Source organism: Burkholderia sp. Bp8986 (genome assembly GCF_003854225.1).
GTDB lineage: Bacteria > Pseudomonadota > Gammaproteobacteria > Burkholderiales > Burkholderiaceae > Burkholderia.
In genome coordinates this window covers 80,216-104,278 of record NZ_QTQM01000018.1, presented here as the reverse complement: position 1 = coordinate 104,278, position 24,063 = coordinate 80,216, and the positions used below count along the sequence as shown (strand labels likewise).

22 protein-coding genes are annotated in these 24,063 nt (G+C 68.5%); 8 read left to right on the top strand and 14 right to left on the bottom strand.

Features of this window, described 5'->3' with window-relative positions:
• Nucleotides 1-18: 18 nt before the first annotated feature.
• Nucleotides 19-909 (bottom strand): transcriptional regulator CynR, encoded by an 891-nt coding sequence (gene cynR, locus DID99_RS18175; protein ID WP_124488260.1) that lies wholly within the window; start codon nucleotides 907-909, stop codon nucleotides 19-21.
• A gap of 314 nt (nucleotides 910-1,223) precedes the next feature.
• Between cynR and DID99_RS18170 the strand changes: the two genes are divergently transcribed.
• Complete coding sequence (locus DID99_RS18170; RefSeq protein WP_124667256.1) at nucleotides 1,224-2,423, top strand: MFS transporter; 1,200 nt, start codon at nucleotides 1,224-1,226, stop codon at nucleotides 2,421-2,423.
• Nucleotides 2,424-2,518: 95 nt separating this feature from the next.
• On the opposite strand, the gene DID99_RS18165 is transcribed toward DID99_RS18170, so the two are convergent.
• On the bottom strand, nucleotides 2,519-3,577 hold the full coding sequence (locus tag DID99_RS18165; protein ID WP_124667255.1) for an L-idonate 5-dehydrogenase: 1,059 nt from the start codon (nucleotides 3,575-3,577) through the stop codon (nucleotides 2,519-2,521).
• 15 nt (nucleotides 3,578-3,592) lie between these two features.
• Complete coding sequence (locus tag DID99_RS18160; protein ID WP_124488257.1) at nucleotides 3,593-4,366, bottom strand: SDR family NAD(P)-dependent oxidoreductase; 774 nt, start codon at nucleotides 4,364-4,366, stop codon at nucleotides 3,593-3,595.
• Between the two features lie 162 nt (nucleotides 4,367-4,528).
• Between DID99_RS18160 and DID99_RS18155 the strand changes: the two genes are divergently transcribed.
• Complete coding sequence (locus DID99_RS18155) at nucleotides 4,529-5,419, top strand: LysR family transcriptional regulator (protein WP_124667254.1); 891 nt, start codon at nucleotides 4,529-4,531, stop codon at nucleotides 5,417-5,419.
• Between the two features lie 78 nt (nucleotides 5,420-5,497).
• Here DID99_RS18155 and gap read toward each other — a convergent pair whose 3' ends face one another.
• The gene (gene gap, locus DID99_RS18150) at nucleotides 5,498-6,508 is read right to left on the bottom strand and encodes a type I glyceraldehyde-3-phosphate dehydrogenase (protein ID WP_044844172.1); all 1,011 of its coding nucleotides are present in this window, start codon (nucleotides 6,506-6,508) and stop codon (nucleotides 5,498-5,500) included.
• 87 nt (nucleotides 6,509-6,595) lie between these two features.
• Nucleotides 6,596-8,668: a transketolase gene (gene tkt / locus DID99_RS18145; RefSeq protein WP_044844173.1), complete on the bottom strand. Its 2,073-nt coding sequence runs from the start codon at nucleotides 8,666-8,668 to the stop codon at nucleotides 6,596-6,598.
• 215 nt (nucleotides 8,669-8,883) lie between these two features.
• Between tkt and speE the strand changes: the two genes are divergently transcribed.
• The 3 genes from speE (at nucleotide 8,884) to DID99_RS18130 (ending at nucleotide 11,137) form a co-directional block, all read left to right on the top strand.
• Entirely contained in the window at nucleotides 8,884-9,741 is an 858-nt protein-coding gene (gene speE, locus DID99_RS18140; protein WP_044844174.1) for a polyamine aminopropyltransferase, read from the top strand.
• 194 nt (nucleotides 9,742-9,935) lie between these two features.
• Complete coding sequence (locus tag DID99_RS18135; protein WP_044844175.1) at nucleotides 9,936-10,352, top strand: glyoxalase/bleomycin resistance/extradiol dioxygenase family protein; 417 nt, start codon at nucleotides 9,936-9,938, stop codon at nucleotides 10,350-10,352.
• A 17-nt stretch (nucleotides 10,353-10,369) separates the two neighbouring features.
• Nucleotides 10,370-11,137 (top strand): 16S rRNA (uracil(1498)-N(3))-methyltransferase, encoded by a 768-nt coding sequence (locus tag DID99_RS18130; protein ID WP_124519989.1) that lies wholly within the window; start codon nucleotides 10,370-10,372, stop codon nucleotides 11,135-11,137.
• A gap of 191 nt (nucleotides 11,138-11,328) precedes the next feature.
• Here the strand turns inward: DID99_RS18130 and DID99_RS18125 are convergent, their stop codons facing one another.
• From DID99_RS18125 to DID99_RS18115, 3 genes are all read right to left on the bottom strand, one after another.
• Nucleotides 11,329-11,892, bottom strand: a complete 564-nt coding sequence (locus DID99_RS18125) for a barstar family protein (RefSeq protein ID WP_044844247.1) — start codon at nucleotides 11,890-11,892, stop codon at nucleotides 11,329-11,331.
• A 16-nt stretch (nucleotides 11,893-11,908) separates the two neighbouring features.
• Nucleotides 11,909-12,340, bottom strand: a complete 432-nt coding sequence (locus DID99_RS18120; RefSeq protein ID WP_006760307.1) for a ribonuclease — start codon at nucleotides 12,338-12,340, stop codon at nucleotides 11,909-11,911.
• Between the two features lie 375 nt (nucleotides 12,341-12,715).
• Nucleotides 12,716-15,058, bottom strand: a complete 2,343-nt coding sequence (locus DID99_RS18115; RefSeq protein WP_311767495.1) for an NADP-dependent malic enzyme — start codon at nucleotides 15,056-15,058, stop codon at nucleotides 12,716-12,718.
• Between the two features lie 100 nt (nucleotides 15,059-15,158).
• On the opposite strand from DID99_RS18115, the gene thiL reads away from it, so the two are divergent.
• From thiL to DID99_RS18100, 3 genes are read left to right on the top strand one after another with little or no spacing between them, the layout of a single operon-like run.
• The gene (gene thiL, locus DID99_RS18110; protein ID WP_124667252.1) at nucleotides 15,159-16,193 is read left to right on the top strand and encodes a thiamine-phosphate kinase; all 1,035 of its coding nucleotides are present in this window, start codon (nucleotides 15,159-15,161) and stop codon (nucleotides 16,191-16,193) included.
• Entirely contained in the window at nucleotides 16,183-16,728 is a 546-nt protein-coding gene (locus DID99_RS18105; RefSeq protein ID WP_124667251.1) for a phosphatidylglycerophosphatase A, read from the top strand. The genes thiL and DID99_RS18105 overlap by 11 nt, the downstream gene beginning before the upstream one ends.
• A gap of 31 nt (nucleotides 16,729-16,759) precedes the next feature.
• Nucleotides 16,760-17,260, top strand: a complete 501-nt coding sequence (locus DID99_RS18100) for a CinA family protein (RefSeq protein WP_044844180.1) — start codon at nucleotides 16,760-16,762, stop codon at nucleotides 17,258-17,260.
• Nucleotides 17,261-17,302: 42 nt separating this feature from the next.
• Here DID99_RS18100 and DID99_RS18095 read toward each other — a convergent pair whose 3' ends face one another.
• The 6 genes from DID99_RS18095 to araG form a co-directional block, all read right to left on the bottom strand.
• Nucleotides 17,303-18,361, bottom strand: a complete 1,059-nt coding sequence (locus DID99_RS18095; RefSeq protein WP_044844181.1) for a hypothetical protein — start codon at nucleotides 18,359-18,361, stop codon at nucleotides 17,303-17,305.
• 208 nt (nucleotides 18,362-18,569) lie between these two features.
• On the bottom strand, nucleotides 18,570-19,397 hold the full coding sequence (gene pyrF / locus DID99_RS18090) for an orotidine-5'-phosphate decarboxylase (RefSeq protein ID WP_044844182.1): 828 nt from the start codon (nucleotides 19,395-19,397) through the stop codon (nucleotides 18,570-18,572).
• Between the two features lie 39 nt (nucleotides 19,398-19,436).
• Nucleotides 19,437-20,501 carry an aldose 1-epimerase gene (locus DID99_RS18085; protein ID WP_124667250.1) on the bottom strand — a complete coding sequence of 355 codons (1,065 nt, stop codon included), beginning with the start codon at nucleotides 20,499-20,501 and terminating at the stop codon, nucleotides 19,437-19,439.
• 74 nt (nucleotides 20,502-20,575) lie between these two features.
• The gene (locus DID99_RS18080; RefSeq protein ID WP_124667249.1) at nucleotides 20,576-21,391 is read right to left on the bottom strand and encodes an SDR family NAD(P)-dependent oxidoreductase; all 816 of its coding nucleotides are present in this window, start codon (nucleotides 21,389-21,391) and stop codon (nucleotides 20,576-20,578) included.
• Nucleotides 21,392-21,414: 23 nt separating this feature from the next.
• Entirely contained in the window at nucleotides 21,415-22,431 is a 1,017-nt protein-coding gene (gene araH, locus DID99_RS18075; protein ID WP_044844185.1) for an L-arabinose ABC transporter permease AraH, read from the bottom strand.
• An 80-nt stretch (nucleotides 22,432-22,511) separates the two neighbouring features.
• The gene (araG, locus tag DID99_RS18070; protein ID WP_124667248.1) at nucleotides 22,512-24,032 is read right to left on the bottom strand and encodes an L-arabinose ABC transporter ATP-binding protein AraG; all 1,521 of its coding nucleotides are present in this window, start codon (nucleotides 24,030-24,032) and stop codon (nucleotides 22,512-22,514) included.
• Nucleotides 24,033-24,063 lie beyond the last annotated feature (31 nt).

Here is a 24,063-nt window from a genome sequence, read left to right as displayed (position 1 = left end):
GTTCGCCGGTCGTACCGGTCATCCCCCCGAAGGATCGCGATACGCGAGCGCGCGCTCGATGAACGCGCGCGCCGCGACGCTGCGGTATGCGCCCTTGCGCGTGAGCAGCGCGGCCGTGCGCGACGGCAGCGGCGGATCGAGTTCCAGCGCGCACAAGTCGCCGCTCTCGCGCGCGATCGCGTCGGGCAGCACCGTCGCGAGCCGCCCGCGGCGCACGAGTTCGAGCACCGCGCTGACCGTATTCGTCTCGATCGCGATCCTCGGCTGCACGCCCTGCTCGATGAAATACCGGTCGATGCTCGCGCGCGTCGCGAACGCGCGGCTCAGCAGCACCAGCGGCTCGCCGGCGAGTTCGGCCGGGCTCAGCGCGCGGCGGTGGCGGGCGAGGCGGTGCGCGCGGCCCGTCACCAGGGCGAGCGGTTCGTCCCACAGCGGCAGCGCGTCGATGTCGGGCGCGCGCGGCGGCATGAACGCGAAGCCCGCATCGAGCCGGTCGTCGGCAAGCTGCGCCTCGATGCGCTCCTGCGACATCGCGTCGATCGTCAGCGCGACGTTCGGGAAATCCGCATGGAACGCATCGATCAGCGAGCCGCTCAGGTAGGCCGCGAAGGTCGGCATCATCGCGAGCCGCAGCGAGCCGCTGCCGAGATCGGCAACGTCGTGCAGCGCTCGCTGCCCGGTGTCGAGCTCGTGCAGCGCCGCGCGCGCGTGGCGCGCATAGACCTCGCCGAATTCGGTGAGCCGCACCGTGCGGCCCGAGCGGTCGAACAACTGCACGCCGAGCATGTCCTCGAGCTGGCGGACCTGCTGCGACAGCGTCGGCTGCGACACGTGCAGCGCATCGGCCGCGCGCGTGAAGCTGCGCTGCTCGGCGACGGCCAGGAAATAGCGGATGTGGCGGAGTAGCATGGCGGCCCGGGTATTGGTAGAACCAATGGATACCATAAGGATCCAGTCTTGGACGCTATGGTGCGGTTCCCGCATCATACGCACATCCGCTCCCGAGCACGCCGCCTGGCCGCCGCACCGGAGCGGCCCGCCCGGGCCCGCCTTCCCCCGCCCGCGGCACGACGTTGTGCCGCCGCCTCGACCGGGCACCGGCCACGCGCCGCCCGGCGCGCATCGCGCGCATCGCCGTTCCGTCGACGCCGGCCCCGATTTCCGCAACCCCGCGTTGCCGACGGCCCGCGCCGCCGGCCGGCACCGCTGTTTCTTTCGCGACCATGGAACCGCATCAAGACAACCATCCTCCCCTGACCCGCGCGATGACGCTGCTGTTCGCCTGCGCGTGCGGCATCGTCATCGGCAACATCTATTACGCGCAGCCGCTGCTCGCCGCGATCGCACACAGCTTCGGCCGCCCGCCCGCCGAACTCGGCTATCTCGTCACGCTGACGCAGCTTGGCTATGCGGCGAGCCTGCTGCTGATCGTCCCGCTCGGCGACGCGGTCAACCGCCACACGCTGATCGTGCGGCTGCTCGTGCTCAACGTGATCGCGCTGGCCGCCGTCGCGTTCAGCACGAACTTCACGATGTTCGTCGTCGCGAACATCGCGCTCGGCTTCGTCACCTGCTCGACGCAGCTGCTCGTGCCGTTCGCCGCGTCGCTCGCCGACGCGCGCACGCGCGGCCGCGCGGTCGGCACCGTGATGAGCGGGCTGCTGCTCGGCATCCTGCTCGCGCGCGTCGCCGCCGGCGCGATCGCCGACGGGTTCGGCTGGCGCGCAGTGTACGGCATCGCCGCGGCGATGATCCTCGCGCTGACCGGCGTGCTCGCGGTGAAGCTGCCGAAGGATCGCCGCCACGCGCGGCTCGACTACGCGGCGCTGATGCGCTCGCTCGTCGCGCTGGTGCGCGCGCAGCCGTTGATCGCGCTGCGCTCGGCCTACGGCGCGCTCGTGTTCGCGTGCTTCAGCCTGCTGTGGACCGGCCTCACGTTCCTGTTGAGCCAGCCGCCGTACAGCTATTCCGAAGGGCAGATCGGCCTGTTCGGGATCGTCGGCGCGGTGGGCGCGCTCGCGGCGACGTCGGCCGGCCGGCTCGTCGACCGCGGCCACGGCAACGCAGCGACCGGCCTGTTCGCGGCGGCCGTGCTCGCGTCGTTCGCGCTGATCGCGGCCGGCGCGCATTCGCTCGTCGCACTGATTGCGGGGATCCTGCTGCTCGACGTCGGCGTGCAGGGCATGCACATCTCGAACCAGAGCGTGATCTATGCACTCGCGGGCCACGCGCGCAGCCGCGTGACGACCATCTACCTGACGAGCTACTTCGTCGGCGGCGCATTCGGATCGTTCGCGGCGAGCGTCGCGTACGGCATCGAAGGCTGGCGCGGCGTGTGCATCGCGGGCGCGGCGCTCGCGGGCGTGCTGATCGCCCTGTGGCTCGCGTCGCAGCGCATCGGCGCGCGGCAAGTCACGCAATGATCCGGTTTCGCTCCAGCCGATGAAAAAGGCACGCTCCGCCAATCGCGGGCGTGCCTTCCTTGCCTTGTGCGCCGTCGCGCGCCATCAGCAGGAGATCATGCCGCCGCGTCCGCGAAATCGATCAGCACCTTCATCGCGCGCTGCCGGTCGCCGGCCAGCTCGAACGCGCGGTTCGCATCGCGCATCGGGAACACGCCCGTCACGGCCGGGCGCAGGTCGACGCGCTCGGCATTGATCAACTGCACCGCGAGCGCGAATTCCGCATGGAAGCGGAACGAGCCGCAGATCGACAGCTCCTTCGCGACCACGACGTTCTGCGGCAGGCTGACGTCGCCGCCGAGCCCGAGCTGCACGACGACGCCGCGCGGCCGCATCACGTCGAGACCGTCGCGCAGCGCGCGCGCATTGCCCGAACACTCGATCATCACGTCGAACGTGCCCTTGTCGGCACCGTAGCGCGCGACCCAGCCGGTGTCGGCCGCCGCGTTGATCGTATGGTCGGCGCCGAGCGCGCGGGCGACCTCGAGCGGCGCATCGACCACGTCGGTCGCGACGATCTCCGCCGCGCCGTGCACCCGCGCCGCCGCGACCGCCAGCACGCCGATCGGCCCGCACCCCGACACGAGCACGCGCCGCCCGATCAACGGGCCCGCGCGCGACACCGCATGCAGCCCGACCGCGAACGGCTCGGCGAGCGCCGCGAGCGACAGCGGCACATGGTCCGCCACCTTCACGCACTGCGCGGCATCGCACACGAGCGCGTTGCGAAACGCGCCCTGCACGTGCGGCATGCGCATCGCGCTGCCGTAGAAGCGCATGTCGAGACACTGGTTCGGCAGCCCTTCGAGGCAGTAGCGGCATGCGCCGCACGGGCGGCTCGGATTCACCGCGACGCGATCGCCGACCTTCACCGACGTCACGTCCGGCGCGACCGCCGCCACCGTGCCGGCGACTTCATGGCCGAGCACCATCGGCTGCTGCAGCCGGATCGCGCCGAAGCCGCCGTGCCGGAAGTAATGGAGATCGGAGCCGCAGATGCCGCCCATCGCGACCTCGACGCGCACCTGGCCCGGACCGATCTCGCCCGCGTCCTGCTCCTCGAGCCGCAGGTCGTTCGGCCCGTAGATCACGAGACACATGCAACGCATACGCATGACGTTCCTCCTTTTCTAGACGGCGCTGGTCAGCCCGCCGTCGACGAACAGCGTCTGACCGTTCACGAAATCGGATGCGGCCGACGCGAGGAAGATCGCCGCGCCGCACAGCTCGTCGACCTGCCCCCAGCGGCCGGCCGGCGTGCGCTTGCACAGCCAGTCGGAGAACGCCGCGTCGTCGACCAGCGCGCGATTCAGCTCGGTCTCGAAATAGCCGGGCGCGAGGCCGTTCGCCTGGATGCCGTGGCGCGCCCAGTCGGCGCACATGCCTTTCGTCAGCATCCGCACCGCGCCCTTGGTCGCAGCATACGGCGCGATCGTCGGCCGGGCGAGCTCGCTCTGCACCGAGCAGATGTTGATGATCTTGCCGCGGCCACGCGCGATCATGTGGCGCGCCACCGCCTGCGCGACGTTGAACACGCCGTCGAGGTTCACGCGCATCAGTGCATGCCAGTCGTCCGGATCGAACGCGTCGAGCGGCGCGCGGCGCTGGATGCCCGCGTTGTTCACGAGGATGTCGATCGCGCCGACGCGCGCCTCGAAATCGTCGATCGCCGCGCGCACCTGCGCGTGCTCGGCGACGTCGAACACTGCGTAGTCGGCCGCGAAGCCTTCCTCGCGGAAATGGCGCGCGAGCGTCGCGGCCTTCTCCTCATTGCGATCGTTGATCACGATCGCCGCACCGGCCTCCGCGAGCCCGCGGGCGAGCGTCAGGCCGATCCCGCGTCCGGAACCCGTGATCAGTGCGCGGCGGCCATCCAGGCGGAACCGGTCAAGCGCGTTGTTCATGCATGTCTCCTCGTGCCATCGAGCCGACCGCCGGTCGCGGCCGGTCTCGCGTCGAGGGTATCTTCGACGCTCGGACGGGCGTCGCGCCAATGGTCTTTTTTGATCCGGTTATCATGAAATCCGATCACCGTTCTCTTCACCGTTTGCCGCCGCCCGCCCACCATGGAACTCAAGCAATTGCGCGCCTTCGTCACGCTCGCGGAAGAACTGCATTTCGGGCGCGCCGCGCAGCGCCTGTTCATCGTGCAGTCCGCGCTGAGCATGCAGATCAAGGCGCTCGAGGAGGAGCTGGGCGCACGCCTGTTCGAGCGCGACCGCCACAAGGTCGAGCTCAGCGATACGGGGCGCGTGTTCCTGCCCGAAGCGCGGGCGACGCTGCAGCAGGCCGCGCGCGCGGAGCAGATGGCGCGGCTGTCGAGCCGCGGCGAGATCGGCACGCTGCGCATCGCGTTCGTGTCGTCGGTGCTGCCGGCGCTGCTGCCGGCCGTGCTGCGCACGATGCGCGAGCGTTATCCGCTGATCGCGCTCGAACTGAAGGATTTGCCGACGCCCGACCAGATCGCAGCGCTGCGCGACCGGCGCATCGATTTCGGGATGATCCGGCTGCCGGCCGCGTATGCGGGCATCGACACGCGCGTGGTGCTCGAGGAGGGCTTCGTGGTCGCACTGCCGCTCGACCATCCGCTCGCCGCGCACGACGCGATTTCACCGTCCGCGTTGCGCGGCCAGCCCGCGTTCGTGCTCGCGCGCCGCTACGCGCCCGGCTTTCACGACGACATGCTGCTCGCGCTGAGTCGCGCGGGCACGACGCTCGAGATCGCGCAGGAGTTCGGGGAATTCACGACGATGCTCGCACTCGTCGCGGCCGGCATGGGGATCGGGCTGATCCCGGCGGAAGCCGCGAGCGCGCTGCCGCCGAACGTGCTCGCGCGGCCGCTCGACCTGGCCGGCCACCGCAGCGGCATCGGCCTCGCGTGGACCGACCTCGACAGCCCGCTGAAGCGCGCGTTCGTCGACGCGCTCGAGCAGGTGACGGCGAACGCCGCGCAATAAAAAACCCGGCCGGGAAAAATCCGGGCCGGGCTCGTTCGCCACGCAGGCCGCCGTGCGGCGGCCGTGCGACGTGCGGGATTACTTCGCGTTCGCGAATGCGACTGCCGTATCCAGCATGCGGTTCGAGAAACCCCACTCGTTGTCGTACCAGCTCGACACCTTGACGAGGCGGCCCGACACCTTGGTCAGCGTTGCGTCGAACGTCGACGAAGCCGGGTTGTGGTTGAAGTCGATCGACACCAGCGGTGCGTCGTTGTAGCCGAGGATGCCCTTCAGCGCGCCTTCCGATGCTTCCTTCATGATCGCGTTGACTTCCTCGACCGTCGTGTCGCGCTTCGCGATGAACGACAGGTCGACGATCGACACGTTGATCGTCGGGACGCGGATCGCGTAGCCGTCGAGCTTGCCGTTCAGTTCCGGCAGCACGAGGCCGACGGCCGACGCAGCGCCCGTCTTGGTCGGGATCTGGCTGTGGGTGGCCGAACGCGCGCGACGCAGGTCTTCGTGGTAGACGTCCGTCAGCACCTGGTCGTTCGTGTATGCGTGGATCGTCGTCATCAGGCCGGTTTCAAGGCCGATCTTGTCGTTCAGCGGCTTGACGAGCGGCGCGAGGCAGTTCGTCGTGCACGATGCGTTCGAGATGACGGTGTGCTCGGCCTTCAGCACGTCGTGGTTCACGCCGTAGACGATCGTCGCGTCGACGTCCTTGCCGCCCGGCGCCGAGATGATGACCTTCTTCGCGCCGCCCTTCAGGTGCGCGCTCGCCTTTTCCTTCGTCGTGAAGAAGCCCGTGCATTCCATCACGACGTCGACGCCCAGCTCGCCCCACGGCAGTTCTGCCGGGTTGCGGTTCGCCAGCACGCGGATCTTGTCGCCGTTCACGACGAGGAAGTCGCCGTCGACCGACACTTCGCCCGGGAACTTGCCGTGCGCGGTGTCGTACTGGGTCAGGTGCGCGTTGGTCTTCGCATCGCCCAGGTCGTTGATCGCGACGATCTCGAGATCGTGCTTCTTGCCGTTTTCATAGAACGCGCGCAGCGTGTTGCGGCCGATACGGCCGTAGCCGTTGATTGCGACGCGAATCGTCATGGTCTATCTCCTGATGGCTGAAAAAATTCGTTTCGTGCAGCTTCACGGTGCGACGCGCGCGAGGGGTGGCGCGCGTCGCGAATGCTTTTAGGCCAGCACGGCCTTGGCGGTCTCGACGACGTGCTCGACGGTGAAGCCGAAGTACTTGAACAGCACGCCGGCCGGCGCCGATTCGCCGAACGTGTCGATCCCGACGACGCCGCCTTCGAGGCCGACGTACTTGTGCCAGAACGCGGTCACGCCCGCTTCGATCGCGACGCGGCGCACGCCGTGCGGCAGCACGCGTTCGCGGTATTCGGCGTCCTGGCGGTCGAACACGTTGGTCGACGGCATCGACACGACGCGGGCCGCGATGCCCTGCTGCGCGAGCGGCTCGACGGCCTTCATCGCGAGTTCGACTTCCGAGCCCGTCGCGATCAGGATGATCTTGCGCGCGACGATCTCTTCGTCCCAGTCCTTCAGCACGTAACCGCCCTTCTCGATGTTGGCGATCTGCGCGTCGGTGCGCGGGTTGAACGCGAGGTTCTGGCGGCTGAAGATCAGGCTCGACGGACGATCGGCGGCGACCGCGTGGGTCCAGGCGACGGCCGTCTCGACCGTGTCGGCCGGACGCCAGACGTCATGGTTCGGGATCAGGCGCAGGCTCGACACGTGCTCGATCGACTGGTGCGTCGGGCCGTCTTCGCCGAGGCCGATCGAGTCGTGCGTGAACACGAAGATCGACGGGACCTTCATCAGCGACGCGACGCGCAGCGCGTTGCGGCTGTAGTCGGAGAACGTCAGGAACGTGCCGCCGAACGGCTTGTGGCCGCCGTGCAGCGCGAGGCCGTTGATCGCGGCGCTCATGCCGAATTCGCGCACGCCGTAGTTGATGTGGTTGCCGAGCAGCACGCCCGCGCCTTCCGGATTCGCGCGGACCGCCTTCGATGCCTTCCAGTTGGTCAGATTCGAGCCGGTCAGGTCGGCCGAGCCGCCGAGCAGCTCCGGCAGTGCGGCGGCGAGCCCTTCGATCGCCTGCTGCGACGCCTTGCGGGTCGCGACCGTCTCGGCGCGCTCGTTCGCACCGGCGATGATCGCCGCAGCCTTCTCGGCCCAGTCGGCCGGCAGCTTGTTGGCCATCCGGCGCTCGAATTCGGCGGCTTCTGCCGGGAACTTCGCGCGATAGGCGGCGAACGTCGCGTCCCATTCGGTCTCGGCGCGCTTGCCGGCTTCCTTCGCGTCCCATGCCGCATAGACTTCCTGCGGAATCACGAACGGCTCCCAGGTCCAGCCGAGCGCCGCGCGCGTCTTCGCGATTTCTTCCGCGCCGAGCGCCGCGCCGTGCACGTCGTGGCCACCCGCCTTGGTCGCGGCGCCCTTGCCGATCACCGTCTTGCAGCAGATCAGCGTCGGCTTGTCCGACAGCTTCGCCTTCGCGATCGCCGCGTCGACCGCGTCGACGTCATGGCCGTTCACGTTCGGGATCACGTTCCAGCCGTACGCTTCGAAGCGCTTCGGCGTGTCGTCGTGGAACCAGTTCACGACGTCGCCGTCGATCGAGATGCCGTTGTCGTCGTACAGCGCGATCAGCTTGTTCAGCTTCAGCGTGCCCGCGAGCGAGCAGGCTTCGTGCGAGATGCCTTCCATCAGGCAGCCGTCGCCGAGGAACACGTACGTGTGGTGATCGACGATCTTCGCGCCGTCACGGTTGAACTCGTCGGCCATCAGCGCTTCGCCGAGCGCCATGCCGACCGCGTTCGCGAGACCCTGGCCGAGCGGGCCGGTGGTCGTCTCGACGCCCGGGGTGATGCCGTATTCCGGGTGGCCCGGCGTCTTCGAGTGCAGCTGGCGGAAGTTCTTCAGCTCTTCCATCGGCAGGTCGTAGCCGGTCAGGTGCAGCAGCGAGTACAGCAGCATCGAGCCATGGCCGTTCGACAGCACGAAGCGGTCGCGGTCCGCCCAGTGCGGGTTCGTCGGGTTGTGCTTCAGGTGACGCGACCAGAGCGCGACGCCGATTTCGGCCATGCCCATCGGCATGCCGGGGTGGCCGGAGTTCGCTTGCTGGACGGCGTCCATCGCGAGCGCACGGATCGCATTGGCCATCAGGGTGGTGGAGGCGGGAGACGAAGTCGTCATGTCGAGTCCGGAGAACGAGTCGAGGAAACGGGGGCACGGCGGCATCCGGAAGCTCGAGCGTCAATCGTTCCCGGCGCGCAGTGCGGCGCCTGACGGACGCGAAGCGGACGGAGCCTACGGACGGGGCTGCAAAGCTCGTCATTTTAACAGATGGGCTGACATTTCCCTTGTCGGCGCGTAGTGTTCCGGCACGGTTTTCCGCCAAACCGCCCGCCTCCTATAATTCAGACGTCGGAACTGTCTGCCCGAGCGGCCCGCCCGTGAACACGACCCTTCTCTTCCATCCCACGCCCGACGTCGCGTACGGCTTCCCGAACGCACGCCGGCTCGCGCACGTCGCGTCGCCGCACCAGCACATCGAGGTCTGGGAAACCCCGCAGCTCGGCCGCCTGTTCACGCTGGACGGCCGGCCGATGACGTCGGTCGGCGACGAATACGTGTACCACGAGTGCATGACGCACCCGGCCGCGCTCGCGCACCCGTGCCCGAGGAAGGCGCTCGTGCTCGGCGGGGGCGACGGCGGCGCCGCGCGCCAGCTGCTCAAGCACGCGTGCATCGAGCGGATCGTCGTCGCGGAGCTCGACGACGAGGTGGTCGGCATGGCGCGCCGCTATCTCGACGACGTGCACCAGGGCGCGCTCGACGACCCGCGCGTCGCGATCGTGATCGGCGACGCCGCGCATTTCGTCGCGTCGACCGTCGAGCATTTCGATCTCGTCGTGTTCGACCTCACGCCGCCCGACTCGCCGGCGGCCGGCCTCTATACGCGCGAGTTCTACGCGCGGCTCAAGCGGATCCTCACGCCGTGCGGCGCGATCTCGATGCACCTCGGCTCGCCGGTGTTCCACACGGCGCGCATCGCCGCGCTGCTCGACGATCTGCGCGCGAGCTTCGCGGTCGTCGATCCGCTGTCCGCGCACGTACCGCTGTACGGATCCCAGTGGCTGATGGCGATCGCGAGCGACACGCTCGACGCGGCCGCGCTGTTCGCACACGACATCGACGAACGGCTCGCCGCACGCCGCGTGCAGGGCTTGCGCTACTACGACGCGCGACTCCATGCGGCCCTCTTTGCCCTGCCGCGCGCGCTGCGCGATACACTGGGCGTTCGTCGCTGAGCTGCCGGGCGGAGCATCGCTTCGCGGGCGGGCCACGCTTTCTGCCGGGCCCGGCGCGACGCAGGCGGCCCGCCTGCGTATCCTCTGCACGGCGCGGTGCCGCCCCGGGCACCCGCGCGCCAATATCCGTTGGACTGCAAAGCATGGGACCGGAGTCACCGCTCAAGCGCCAACCCCGTTCGACAGGAGATTTCATGACCGATCCACGTCCGGCCAACGTGCCTTGGTTGACGCCTTACCTGGCCGTGCGCAATGCGCACGCGACCATCGAGTTCTTCAAGGCCGCTTTCGGCTTCGAATTGCGCGACGTCCTCGACGAGGACGGCGCGATCATGCACGTCGAGATGACCTACCGCGGGCAGCTGATCGTGATGTTCGCGCCCGAAGGCGCATTCGGCTCGATCGCGCTCACGCCGAAGAGTGCGCACGCAACCGCTCCGCAGTCTTTCTACCTGTATGTCGACGACGTCGACGCAACCTGGCAGCGCGCGCTCGACGCGGGCGCGCAATCGCTGACCTCGCCGCAAGATCAGTTCTGGGGCGACCGCTTCGCCCAGATCGAGGATCTCGACGGCTACCGCTGGGCGCTCGCGCGCCGCCTGGCTGCATGAACGGAGCCGCGATACGCATGAGTGAAGCCACCACCACCGCGGCCGTGCCGCGTTTCTTCGTCGAAGCGGCGCTGCGCGCCGATACGACGCTCGCGTTGCCGGCCGACGTCGCGCGGCACGCGCAAGTGCTGCGGCTGCAGCCCGGCGACGCGCTCGCGCTGTTCGACGGCAGCGGCGGCCAGTACCGCGCGCGGCTCGTCGAGATCGACAAGCGCGGCGCGCTCGCGCAGCTCGAAGGGTTCGATCCGGCCGAGGCCGAGCCGCCCTATCGCGTGACGCTGGCGCAAGGCATCGCCGGCGGCGACAAGATGGACTGGGTGATCGAGAAGGCCGTCGAGCTCGGCGTCGCGGCGGTCGTGCCGCTGTCGACGGCGCGCGGCGTCGTGAAACTGTCCGGCGAGCGCGCGGACAAGCGCGTCGCGCACTGGCGCGGCGTCGTGCGCGCGTCGTGCGAGCAATGCGGGCGCAACCGCGTGCCCGACGTCGCGCCGGTACGCGGCTTCGGCGCGTGGCTCGATACGCTGCCGGCCGCGCCGGCCGACGGCGAGCTGCGGTTGCTGCTGTCGCCGCGCGCGAGCATCCCGTTTGCGTCGCTGCCCGACGCGCCGCCCGCGGCGGCCGTCACGCTGCTGATCGGGCCCGAAGGCGGGCTGTCGCCCGACGAGGAACACGCGGCCCGCGCGCACGGGTTCACCGCGTTGTCGCTCGGCCCGCGCGTGCTGCGCACCGAGACGGCCGGCGCGGCCGTGCTGGCGGCGCTGGCCGCGCGCTGGGGCGGATGGTGATGCGTCGGGGCGCGGCCGGCGTGGCATGCGCCCGAAACGACCGACGCCGGCCCGATGCCTGACGCACGTTCGGACCGACGCCGCGCGTGACTTCCCGGCGCCCATCGGCCGGAACGCAGACGCAAAAAAGCCCGCGCGATGCGGGCTTTTTGCCGAATCGGCCGCGCTCGGGCGGCCAGTGGATCCGCGCTTTACGCGAACGAATAGAACACACGGAACGCGACCTTGCGCTCGGCCCAGAACTCGGCGGCTTCGCGGAACACGTCGAGCAGCGTCTCGCGCCCTTCCTTGTCGAATTTCTGCGCGATCGGCAACCCTTCGAGAACGATCACGAAACCTGGCTGCGCGCCGGCCTTCGCGACGAGGTCGGTCAGGCAGTCGTACAGCGCGTCGTAGTTCTTGCCGAAATGCTTCGGAAACAGGAACGACGTCGCGATCGTCTCCATCACTTCCTGCTTCGACTGCGCGGCACCGCAATACGCGTACAGGAAATGCTGGCCGAGCCGGCCGGCTTCGTCGGCGAGATCCTGCACGCGGAACGCGCGGATCGACTGCACGAGATTGGGTCGCACGGTCGTGAAAAGGCTCATAGGCTCCTCGTTCGATGAAAGCCCGGGCTCGGCTTCCTGTTGCTCCGCCGCGACGCCTGCCTGTGCCGCCGCGTGAAGTTGGATCACGCGCTGAAACAGGTTGCCGTCGCCGGCCGCGAACAGTTCCGCCGCCGCCGTATCGTGCGCGTAGATGGAGTCGCTCATGCCGTTCATCCCGAAGTCATTCAACAATACGTTTAAAACTGTTGTAGTGGTCGTCCGTGTAATAACAGTTGTCGATCCGGCGCAATGGCCCGCCACAGACGATCCGGCGCGCGCCGCGATTGCGCGCGCGCGGCGTCGGCACCGTGTACTCGTGGTAGTAGCCGCGCTTCGCCTTCGGCAGGATCCGCTCGCGGTTGCCGAAGACGACGCCGTCCTTCTCGTACGGATAGGGGCCACCGGCGCCGATCAGGCCAAGCGTGGTCACGGCCTCGCGCGGCAGGCGGGCGGTCGGGATCGTATCGACCCCGCCGACGGCCAGGTCGGCCGAAACGGCCTGCCGTGCGTAAGCGGCGGAAACCAGACTGCCCGTCGGTGTACCGACGATACCCATCGCGAACATCGCGAAGACGGACGCGAGCGCGCCGTTGCGGAGCCACTTGCGTGCCATGAACCAGGGTTCCCGCTGTTAAATCAAGTAGTTGACGACCAACCAAAGGCGTTAGCGTAGCGCTATTGTCCGCGCGAATCAATGTTCGTTTGGGAACCGAAAGGCTGGCTCCGCCCGGAATCGCGCATTTTTTACCGAAAAAAGACTACATTTATCTTACATGAGATAAAATATCCGCGGCATCTCTCGCATGGCAAGACCTGCCTCCTTGCCACGCTCGCTAGCCTAGGGGGAGAGATGCCGCTGTTGCTTATGGGAAGCGCGTTTGCGCCCTGCCCGCGGCGTGCCCATTGCGGGCACGCCTCTTTTTGCTTTTGTTTACAATTTTGCCCGCCGCGCGGCAGCGGTTCGACCGGCGCCGCGCGTTCATTCCGCTCAGCGTGCGGCGTTCACGTCGGCGACCAGCAGCGCCGCCATGTTGACGATGCGGCGAACGGTCGCCGATTCGGTCAGCACGTGCACCGGCTGGGCCGCGCCCAGCAGGATCGGCCCGATTGCGATGTTGTTGCCGGCCGCCGTCTTCAGCAGGTTGTACGCGATGTTCGCGGCATCGATGTTCGGCAGGATCAGCAGGTTCGCGTCGCCTTCCAGCGTCGATTCCGGCAGGATTTCCTTGCGCAGCGCCGCGTCGAGCGCGACGTCGCCGTGCATTTCGCCGTCGACCTTCAATTCCGGCGCACGTTCCTGCAGGATCGCGAGCGTATCGCGCATCTTCTGCGCCGAAGGCGCGTTGCTCGTGCCGAAGTTCGAGTGCGACAGCAGCGCGACCTTCGGTTCGATGCCGAAGCGGCGCACTTCCTCGGCAGCCATGACCGTGATCTCGGCGAGTTGCTCCGGGGTCGGATCCACGTTCACGTGCGTGTCGACCAGGAAGATCTGGCGGCCCGGCAGCACGAGGCCGTTCATCGCCGCGTACACGCTGCAGCCCGGGCGCTTGCCGATCACCTGGTCGATGAAGTGCAGGTGGCGGTGCGTGGTGCTGATCGTGCCGCAGATCATCCCGTCCGCCTCGCCCTTCTTCACCAGCATCGAGCCGATCAGCGTCGTGCGGCGGCGCATCTCGACACGGGCCAGCTGCTCGCTGATGCCCTTGCGCGCCATCATCTTGTGGTACGTCTGCCAGAAATCGCGGTAGCGCTCGTCGTGCTCGGTGTTGACGACCGTGAAGTCGGTACCCGGCGTGAGGCGCAGGCCGTAACGCTGGATACGGTGCTCGATCACCGACGGACGGCCGATCAGGATCGGCTTCGCGAGTTTCTCGTCGACGATGATCTGGACAGCGCGCAGCACGCGCTCTTCCTCGCCTTCCGCGAACACGACCCGCTTCTTCTCCGCCGGCGCGCTGCGCGCGAGCTGGAAAATCGGCTTCATCGTCGTGCCGCTGTGATACACGAATTGCTGCAGGTGCTGCTTGTACGCCTCCATGTCCTCGATCGGGCGCGTCGCGACGCCGCCGTCCATCGCGGCCTGCGCGACGGCCGGCGCGATCTTGACGATCAGGCGCGGATCGAACGGCTTCGGAATCAGGTATTCGGGCCCGAACGACAGGTCCTGGATCCCGTAGGCAGTCGCGACGATGTCGCTCTGCTCGTGCTGCGCGAGTTCGGCGATCGCGTTGACGGCCGCGATTTCCATTTCACGCGTGATCGTCGTCGCGCCGACGTCGAGCGCGCCGCGAAAGATGAACGGGAAGCACAGGACGTTGTTGACCTGGTTCGGGTAGTCGGTGCGGCCGGTCGCGAGAATCGCGTCGGGGCGCACTTCGAGCGCCAGTTCCGGCAGGATTTCCGGCGTCGGGTTCGCGAGCGCGAGGATCAGCGGGCGCTCGGCCATGCCCTTCACCATCTCCTGCTTCAGCACGCCGGCGGCCGACAGGCCGAGGAAGATGTCCGCGCCGTCGATCACCTCGGCCAGCGTGCGGGCTTCGGTTTCCCGGGCGAAACGCTCCTTGTCCGGATCCATCAGCTCGGTGCGGCCCTTGTAGACCACGCCGGCCAGGTCGGTCACCGTGATGTTCTCGAGCGGCAGGCCGATGTCGACCAGCAGGTCCAGGCAGGCCAGCGCGGCCGCGCCAGCGCCCGACGCGACGAGTTTCACCTTCTTGATGTCCTTGCCGACGACCTTCAGGCCGTTCGTGACGGCCGCGGCCACGACGATCGCGGTGCCGTGCTGGTCGTCGTGGAACACCGGGATCTTCATCCGCTTGCGCGCTTCGCGCTCGACGATGAAGCAGTCGGGCGCCTTGATGTCTTCCAGGTTGATCCCGCCGAAGGTCGGCTCCAGCGCGGCGATCACGTCGACCAGCTTGTGCGGGTCCGACTCGTTCAGCTCGATGTCGAACACGTCGATGCCGGCGAACTTCTTGAACAGTACCGCCTTGCCTTCCATCACCGGCTTCGACGCGAGCGGGCCGATGTTGCCGAGCCCCAGCACCGCCGTGCCGTTCGTGACGACGCCGACCAGGTTGCTGCGCGCGGTGAAGCGCGCGGCGTTCAGCGGGTTCTCGACGATCTCCTCGCACGCATACGCGACACCCGGCGAATACGCGAGCGCGAGGTCGCGCTGGTTGATCATCTGCTTGGTCGGTGCGATCGCGATCTTCCCCGGAGTCGGGAATTCGTGATAGTCGAGAGCGGCTTCGCGGAGCTTGGCTTTGGAGGAGGCTTGGGTCGACATGTGTCTCGTGGCGGGCGGATTAGAATGACTGTTCGACGGCATTGTAGCGCCAATCGAAGGCCGTCAGACCGGCGATTCGGGTGCGACAGCCGCGACATAAATGTACTGAACGGTGCAGGAACGGCACCGCTCGCTGCGTACAATGCCATTCCTTTCACCGTTTCCGGGTTCCTCCGCCGTGCCAGCCGCCCTGTCCGAGTTTTCGCTGATCGATCGCTTCTTCGCGCGCCGCGCGGCCCGGGGGGCGCGTGCGTCGACGCTCGGCATCGGTGACGATTGCGCGCTGATCGCGCCGCGATCCGGCAAATTGCTGGCCATTTCGACGGACATGCTGGTCGAGGGCCGCCATTTCTTCCCCGATGTCGCGCCCGACGCGCTCGGCCACAAGACGCTCGCGGTCAACCTGTCGGATCTCGCGGCGATGGGCGCCGAGCCGCGCGCGTTCACGCTCGCGTGCGCGCTGCCGCGCGCCGATGCGGCGTGGCTCGAGGCGTTCAGCAACGGCCTGTTCGCGCTCGCCGAGCGGTTCGGCTGCGAGCTGATCGGCGGCGACACGACGAGCGGGCCGCTGAACCTGTGCGTGACCGTGTTCGGCGAAGTCGCGCCGGATGCGGCGCTGCGGCGCGACGCCGCGCGCGACGGCGACGACGTCTGGGTGTCCGGCACGCTCGGCGACGCGCGCGCGGGGCTCGGGCTCGCGCGCGGCGAATGGAGCGCCGGCGCGGACGAAGCCGCCGCGTTCCGGCAGGCACTCGAGCGCCCGGAGCCGCGCATTGCGCTCGGGCTCGCGCTCGCGGGCGTCGCGCATGCGGCGCTCGACATCTCGGACGGCCTCGCCGGCGACCTGCGGCACATCCTGACCCGCTCGAACGTGCGCGCCGAGATCGACGTCGACGCGGTGCCGCGCTCGGCCGCGCTCGCGACGCTGCCGCCCGACGTGCAGCGACGCTGCACGCTGGCCGGCGGCGACGACTACGAGCTGTGCTTCACCGCGCCGGCCGCGGCCCGCGCCGCGGTCGAGGCAGCGGGCGCGAGCGCCGGGGTTCCGGTCACGCGAGTCGGTACAATACATGCGTTGTCCTCGCCGTCGGAGCAGCCCGCGATCGCGTGGCGCGACGCCGCCGGCGCGCCCCTGACTCTCACGTTGCACGGTTTCGACCACTTCCATGCAGACTGACCCGACGACCGCGCAATCCGCGGCCGCGCCAGGCGCCGCCCGCAACGCGCCGCGGCGCGCCACCGTGCGCTTCATGCTGTCGCACCCGGCTCACATCGTGTCGCTCGGCTTCGGCAGCGGGCTCGCGCCGTTCATGCCCGGCACGTTCGGCACGCTGTTCGGCTGGCTCGCGTTCGTCGTGCTCAACCGCTACCTGACGGTGCCCGAATGGTGGGCGCTGATCGCGGTCGGTTTCGCGGCGGGCACGTGGGTCACCGGTTTCACCGCACGCAGGATGGGCACGAGCGATCCGGGCGCCGTCGTCTGGGACGAGATCGTCGCGACCTGGCTCGTGATGCTGTTCGTCACGCCCGCGACCTTCATCGGCCAGTTGTGGGCGTTCGTCGTGTTCCGCTGCTTCGACATGCTCAAGCCGCCGCCGATCCGCTATTTCGACCGTCGCGTGAAAGGCGGGCTCGGCATCATGGTCGACGACCTGATCGCCGCGTTCATGACGCTGCTCGTGATCGCCTTCTGGCGCTCCGTCGTCGGCTGACCGATTTCCCGACTCCCGTTTCTCGACGCGCATGCCAACCGATTCCGTCGTCCATCAGCTTGCGATCCGCGCAGGCAACAAGCTGCGTGACGAGCACCTGTCGCTCGCCACCGCCGAATCCTGCACGGGCGGCATGATCGCCGCCGCGATCACCGACATCTCCGGCAGCAGCCAGTGGTTCGAGCGCGGCTTCGTCACGTACTCGAACCAGGCCAAGATCGAGATGATCGGCGTGCCGCCCGACCTGATCGAGAAACACGGCGCCGTCAGCGAGCCGGTCGCGCGCGCGATGGCCGAGGGCGCGCTGCGCAACAGCCGCGCGCAGGTCGCGCTGTCGGTCACCGGCATCGCCGGCCCGGCGGGCGGCAGCGAGAAGAAGCCGGTCGGCACCGTGTCGTTCGCATGGAGCAACCGGCTGCATACCGACGTCGAAACGCTCGTGTTCAAGGGCGACCGCGAGCAGATCCGCACGCAGGCGGCCGCGCACGCGCTGCGCGGGCTGCTGAAGCTGCTCGACGAGCGCGAAGGCTGATTCCCCCGCGCGACGGCAGGGGCGGCCGCCGCCCCTCGCCGCTTACTGGATCGCGTCGGGCTTCACGACGATCCAGTTCTTGTCCGCCGTGACCGGCTGGCCGAGCGCCTTCTGCTGCGCGGCCGATTCGTCCGACCATGCGCGGATCTGCGCCATCTGCTTGTCCTTCTTGTTCACCCACACGCGCACGCCGCCGCGCGCGACGTCGGTCGCGTTCAGCAGCATGTAGCCGTCGGATTTCGGCGTGTCGCCCGCGACGAGCACCGGCTTCTTCCACTGGTCGATCCAGCCGGCGATCGAGCCGAGCTTGCCTTCGTACCACGTCATCGGGTTCATCAGGAACGGCGTGATCACGAGATTGCGGTTCGCGGCCTCGTCGTACTTGCCGGCCTTGATCTGCAGCCGCGACGTGGTCAGCGCGCCCGTCGCCGGGTCGCGCAGCAGCGTCGTCACGCCGATCACGTTCTGCGGCTTCACGTTGTAGCCGTATTTCGGATCGGACAGCACGAGCCGCGCGAGCTCCTCGTGCGCGGCGGTCATCACGTACACCTCGATCCCGTTCTCGCGCAGCGCGTTGTACAGCTCCTGCATGCCGCGGAAGAAGCGCGGCGGGTTCGCGGTGCCGTCGACGACCTTGTCGCCCTGCCAGTAGCGGATCGGCACCGGCTTGCCGTCGGCGAGCATCGCGTCGACGTGGCGCTTCAGGTCGGCCAGCGACAGCCCCGCGAACGCCTGCGCGATCCACGGGTAGCAGACCAGGTCGTCGATCTCGCAGAGCCGGTAGTAGTAGCTCGTCAGCGACTCCTTGTAGTCGGCGGAATCCTTGAACGGGATCAGCTTCAGCGACGGATCGAGCGAGTCGCGCGTCAGCACGCCGCGGTTCTCGAGATACGGCAGCAGCGACTCCTCGAGATCGTAGCGATAGGTCGTGTTGTCGGCGTCGAACACCGCGTAGTCGCCGCGGTTCGCGTGCGCGGCGATCATCGCGTTCAGCGCCTTCGCGCTGTCCGCCGGCCAGTGCGACAGGTCCGCCGCGTGGGCGAACGACATGCACAACGACGCGGCAAGCGCGCTCAGAAGACGTCGGGACAGCTTGGGCATGGCGCCGCTCCTTTTATGACATTCTGGTGACGGATCGATGACAAGCGGCAGCATCGCGCGATTGTGGCGCGGGCATGCGGTGCGCAAGCGACGGGAAGTTGTTCGCGTGCGCCAGGACGGCAAACACGCGAGGCAGGCGCGCGGCCCGCAGATGCGGGTTCGGCATTGAAAGGCCGCCCGGGCGGGCGGCCTGTGGCTCAGCGATATTTCAGCGATGCGCGTTGATCGTATCGCGCGTCTTCTGCGCGGCGAGCGCGGCGGCTTCGGCGAAATCCTCGCCCTTGCTCGCGTACAGGATCGCGCGCGACGAGTTGATCATCATCCCGGTGCCGTCGGCGGTGCGGCCCGCGTTGACGGTCGCCTGCACGTCGCCGCCCTGCGCGCCGATGCCGGGGATCAGGAGCGGCATGTCGCCGACGATCCCGCGCACGATCTCGATCTCCTTCGGGAACGTCGCGCCGACCACGAGGCCGAGCTGGCCGTTCTTCGCATTCCACTTGTTCGCCGCGAGGTCGGCCACGACCTGGTACAGCGGCCGGCCACCCGTTTCGAGGAACTGCAGGTCCGACCCGCCCGGGTTCGACGTGCGGCACAGCACGATCACGCCCTTGCCTTCATGCTCGAAGTACGGCTCGACCGAGTCGTAGCCCATGTACGGGTTCACGGTGACCGCGTCCGCGCGATAGCGCTCGAACGCTTCGCGCGCGTACTGCTCGGCGGTGCTGCCGATGTCGCCGCGCTTCGCGTCGAGGATCACGGGCAGGCCCGGATGCTGGAGGTGGATGTGCGCGATCAGCCGCTCGAGCTGATCTTCCGCGCGATGCGCGGCGAAGTACGCGATCTGCGGCTTGAACGCGCTCGCGTACTGCGCGGTCGCGTCGACGATCTGCCGGCAGAACTCGAAGATCGCGTCGGGCTGGCCGTCGAACTGCACGGGAAAACGCGACGGCTCGGGATCGAGGCCGACGCACAGCAGCGAATTCGTGCGCTGCCACGCGGCGCGCAGCGATTCGATGAAAGTAAGCGGGGAAGACATGGCGGATACTCGCGGCAAACCGTTGATAGACCGCGTATTTTACCCGCGTCGCCGGCGGCCTTCGCGCACGGCGGCGTCGACCCGTGCATCGGCCCGCTCGACGGTGAACGCGAAACGCCGCGTGAGCCGCTCGCCCGGCGCGAGCAGCGTCATCCCGTGCGCGGCCGCGCCGCCCGGCAGGTTCACCGCATTGATCGGATGATCGACCGGCTCGAAGCAGAAGAACGGCTCGCCAGGCGGCGTATAGAGCACGTACGCATCGGCGTCGGCCGCGATCGTCAGCAACAGCCCGCGGCGCGGCCAGCTCACCGTCGCGTGGCCGCCCCAGCCGGTGAACGCGTGATTGACGAGCGTCGCCGGCAACGGATACGCGACGCCGAACTGCCACGCCGGCGGCACGCACACGTGCCGCACCGGCAGGAAATCCGCGCCCGACAGCCACAGGCCGCCCGCGGCCGCGGCCAGCTCGGTCGCGTCGTCGCGCACCAGGAACGGGTGCAAGCCGAGCCCGAACGGCAGCCGTGCGCGCCCAGCGTTCTCGATCGTCAGCGCGATCGACAGCGTCGTGTCGTCGAGCGCGAACGACTGGATCGCACGAAACGCGTACGGCGCGCCGCTCGCGCGATCGAGCGACAGCTGCAGCGTGGTGTCGGTCGCGTCGTCCACCTGCCACGGCGCGAGCCAGCCGTCGCCGTGGATCGGCAGCGGCTCGTCGCGGCGGTTGCGCGGCACCGCGACGCTGCGCCCGTCGCATTCGAAGCGGCCGTTGCCGATCCGGTTCGAATACGGCAGCAGCGGATAGCACGCGAGTGCGTTCGGGTCCGTCGCCGTCTCCGGGTGTTCGCAGCGTCGGAACACCGGCACCAGCGCACCGTGGTCGCCGCGCCAGTCGAAGCGCGCGATGCCACCGCCGAGGTGGGGCAGCACGTCGAGCCGCAGCGCCGCGTTCGACAGCGTGACGGCCGCCGCATGCGTGGCGCCGACGCCCTGCGCGAACGTGGCGGTCTGCGGGCCGGCGCTGACCGGCTGCGCGGCGGCAGCCAGGCGCGCACGGCGCGACTGGCTCGTGGACGACGACGATGCGCGCGAGGACGTGGCGGTCATGGTGAACTCCTTTGCTTCGTCGATGAAGCGATACGGATCGTCGCGCGGTGCCGCGCGAACACGGACATCGGCAATCAGGCCCAGCCGCCGTCGACCACCACGTCCTGCGCGGTGATCATCCGGCTGTCGTCGGCCGCGAGAAACAGCGCCATCCGGGCGAGATCGTCCGGCAGCAGCTCGGCGTCGATGCACTGGCCGGCCTTGATCGCCGCCCGGCCCGCGTCGTCGAGCCACAGCCTGCGCTGCTTGTCGGTCATCACCCAGCCGGGCACCAGCGAATTCACGCGGATCCCGAACGGGCCGAGATCGCGCGCGAGCCCGCGGGTGAGGCCCTGCACGGCTGCCTTCGCCATCACGTAGACGGGATAGCCGCCGTTCTTCAGCATCCAGCTGATCGAGCCGAGATTGATGATCGCGCCGCCGCCGCGCTGCTTCATGTCGTCGATCACCGCCTGCGCGGCGAAGAACTGGTGGCGCAGGTTCACCGCGATGCCCGCGTCGAACGACGCGGGCGTCACGTCGCCGATCGCGTGGCGCGTGTCGTTCGCCGCGTTGTTCACGAGCACCGCGATCGCGCCGATCCGTACGCGGATCGTGTCGATCGCATGGCGCAGCGCGTCGATGTCGGTGAGGTCGCACGGGAGGAACAGCGGCGCGTGACGTACGTCCGCCGCCTGCGCGAGGCTTTCCGCGAGCGCCTGGCCCGCCTGTGCGTCGAGATCGACGAACGCCACGCGCGCGCCCTGCCGCGCGAAGTGCTCGACGAACGCCGCGCCGATGCCGGTCGCGCCGCCCGTGATCAGCACCGCGCGATCCTCGAGGCTCGGGTAGCGCGCATAACGCGCGTCGCTCGCGGCGCGCGGATCCGGCGCGGAAGTTTCGATGCTCATGCGAATCGTCTCCGTGGAATCGGTCAGTCGCGTACGCCGCGGTTCTTCAGCTGGTCGAGCAGCACGGCCGCGAGCAGGATCGCGCCGCGCACCAGGTACTGGTAGAACGCGTCGATGTTCAGCAGGTTCATCACGTTCTCGACGGTGCCCATGATCAGCACGCCGATCACGACGCCCGAGATCGTCGCGCGGCCGCCCATCAGCGACACGCCGCCGAGCACGCACGCGGAGATCACGTTCAGCTCGAAGCCCTGCGCGGCGTTCGGCTGGCCCGACGTGATGCGTGACGCGAGGATCACGCCGGCGAGCGCCGTCACCGCGCCCTGGATCAGGAAGATGTACACGCGCGTGCGTTCGACGTTGATCCCCGCGAGACGCGACGCCTCGGGGTTGCCGCCGATCGCGAGCGTGTTGCGGCCGTAGACGGTCTGGTTCAGCAGCACGCCGAACACGATGAAGCACAGCAGCGTGACCCAGATCGGCAGCGATACGCCGAAGAGCGTGAGCCCGCCGAGCGCGATGAAGGTATCCGACGACACGCCCACCGCCTGCCCCTTCGACACGATGAAGCCGAGCCCGCGCACGATTTCCATCGTCGCGAGCGTCGTGATCAGCGCGTTGATGCGCAGGTACGCGATCACCGCGCCGTTCACGAAGCCGATCGCGGCGCCTGCCGCGACCGCCGCGACGATCGCGACGAACGTGTTGTCGGTCGCGTTCAGCACCATCGCGCACAGCACGCCCGAGAACGCGACGGTCGAGCCGATCGACAGGTCGAAGTCGCGCGACGCCAGACAGAACATCATCGTGCACGCGACCATCCCGATCTGCGAGATCGACAGCGCGAGGCCGAGCATGTTGTCGATCGAGAAGAAGTGATCGACCGTCAGCGACATCGTCAAGAACATCACCGCGAAGATCGCAATGAGGCTGTATTCGGTGAGGTGCTGCCACCACTTCTGGCGGTCGCTCTGCTGTGGAACCAGCGCGTCGGCCGACGGCTTCACGGCTGCGCTGGCGAGGTTTTCCCTGACTTGCATGGTTGTGTCTCCTGCTCCTGCATCGCGCGGCCCGCGCCGCGCGTGATCGATTCGAATGTCCTGCGTCGCCCGCGGCGACCTCACACTGCGTCAGCCGCCTCGACGACGCTCGTCTGCGGCAGCGCGAGGCTCAGCACCGCATGCTCGTTCGCCCGTTCGCGCGGCAGCTCGCCCGCGATGCGGCCTTCGCGCATCACGACGATGCGGTCGGACACGCCGAGCACTTCCGGCAGCTCCGACGACACCATCACGATCGCGCAGCCGCGCTCCGCGAGCCGGTAGATCACGTCGTAGATCTCGTGCTTCGCGCCGACGTCGATGCCGCGCGTCGGCTCGTCGAGGATCACGACCTTCAGGTCGGGCTCCGCGAGCCAGCGCGACAGGATCGCCTTCTGCTGGTTGCCGCCCGACAGGAAGCGGATCTTCTGCCGCCGGTTCGGCGTCTTGATCTTCAGCCGCTGGATGAAGCGGTCGGCCGTTTCGCTCTCGGTCTTGCGGTCGATGAACAGGCCCGCGCGCAGCGAATGACGGCGGCAGCTGATGTTGATGTTCTCCGCGACCGACGCCATCGCGATGATCCCTTCCTCCTTGCGGTCTTCCGGACACAGCACGATGCCGTGACGGATCGCGTCGCCGGTGCGCTTCACGTCGATACGCCGGCCGTCGAGCGTCAGCACGCCCGCGCGGCGGCGGTCGGCACCGTACACGAGCCGCATCAGCTCGCTGCGGCCCGCGCCGACGAGGCCGAAGAACCCGACGATCTCGCCCGCGCGCACCGAGAAGCTCGCGGGTTCGCGCAGCGCCGGACCATCGACGCCTTCGGCCGACAACCGCACGTCGCCGAGCGCGCGCGGCGCGTAATGGTAGATATCCGAAATTTCACGCCCGACCATCTCGGCGACCAGCCGCTCGCGCGGCACGTCGGCGAGCGATTCGTGCGACGCGATCTTGCGCCCGTCGCGAAAGATCGTGCACGCATCGCACAGCCGGTAGATCTCGTCCATCCGGTGCGAGATGTAGATCAGCGCGCGGCCCTGCGCGCGCAGGTCGTCGACGAGCTTGAACAGCACCTCGGTCTCGCGATGCGACAGCGAGCTCGTCGGCTCGTCGAGCGCGATCACGCGCGCGTTGCGCATCAGCGCCTTGCAGATCTCGACCATCTGCCGCTGCGCGATCGACAGCCGGCCGAGCTTCGCATCCGGATCGAGATCGACGCCCATCGCCGCGAGCCGCTCGCGCACGTGGCGCTTCGCCTCGCCCTTCCTCACCCAGCCGAGCGCATTCGGCAGGCGGCCGAGCAGCAGGTTCTCCGCGACCGTCAGGTCGGGCACGTACTGCAGTTCCTGGTGAATCACCGCGATGCCGGCCGCGATCGACGCGGCCGCACTCGAGAAATGCACGGGCTGGCCGTCGACCAGCACGCTGCCCGCATCGGGCTGGTATTCGCCGCCGAGAATCTTCAGCAGCGTCGACTTGCCCGCGCCGTTCTCGCCCATCAGGCCATGCACCTCGCCCGCGTGCACGTCGAACGAGATGCCGTCGAGTGCGCGCACGCCGGGAAATACCTTGCCGATATTGTCAAAACGCAGTGCCGCTGACACGTCGTCTCCCCACTTGCAGATCCATCGATCG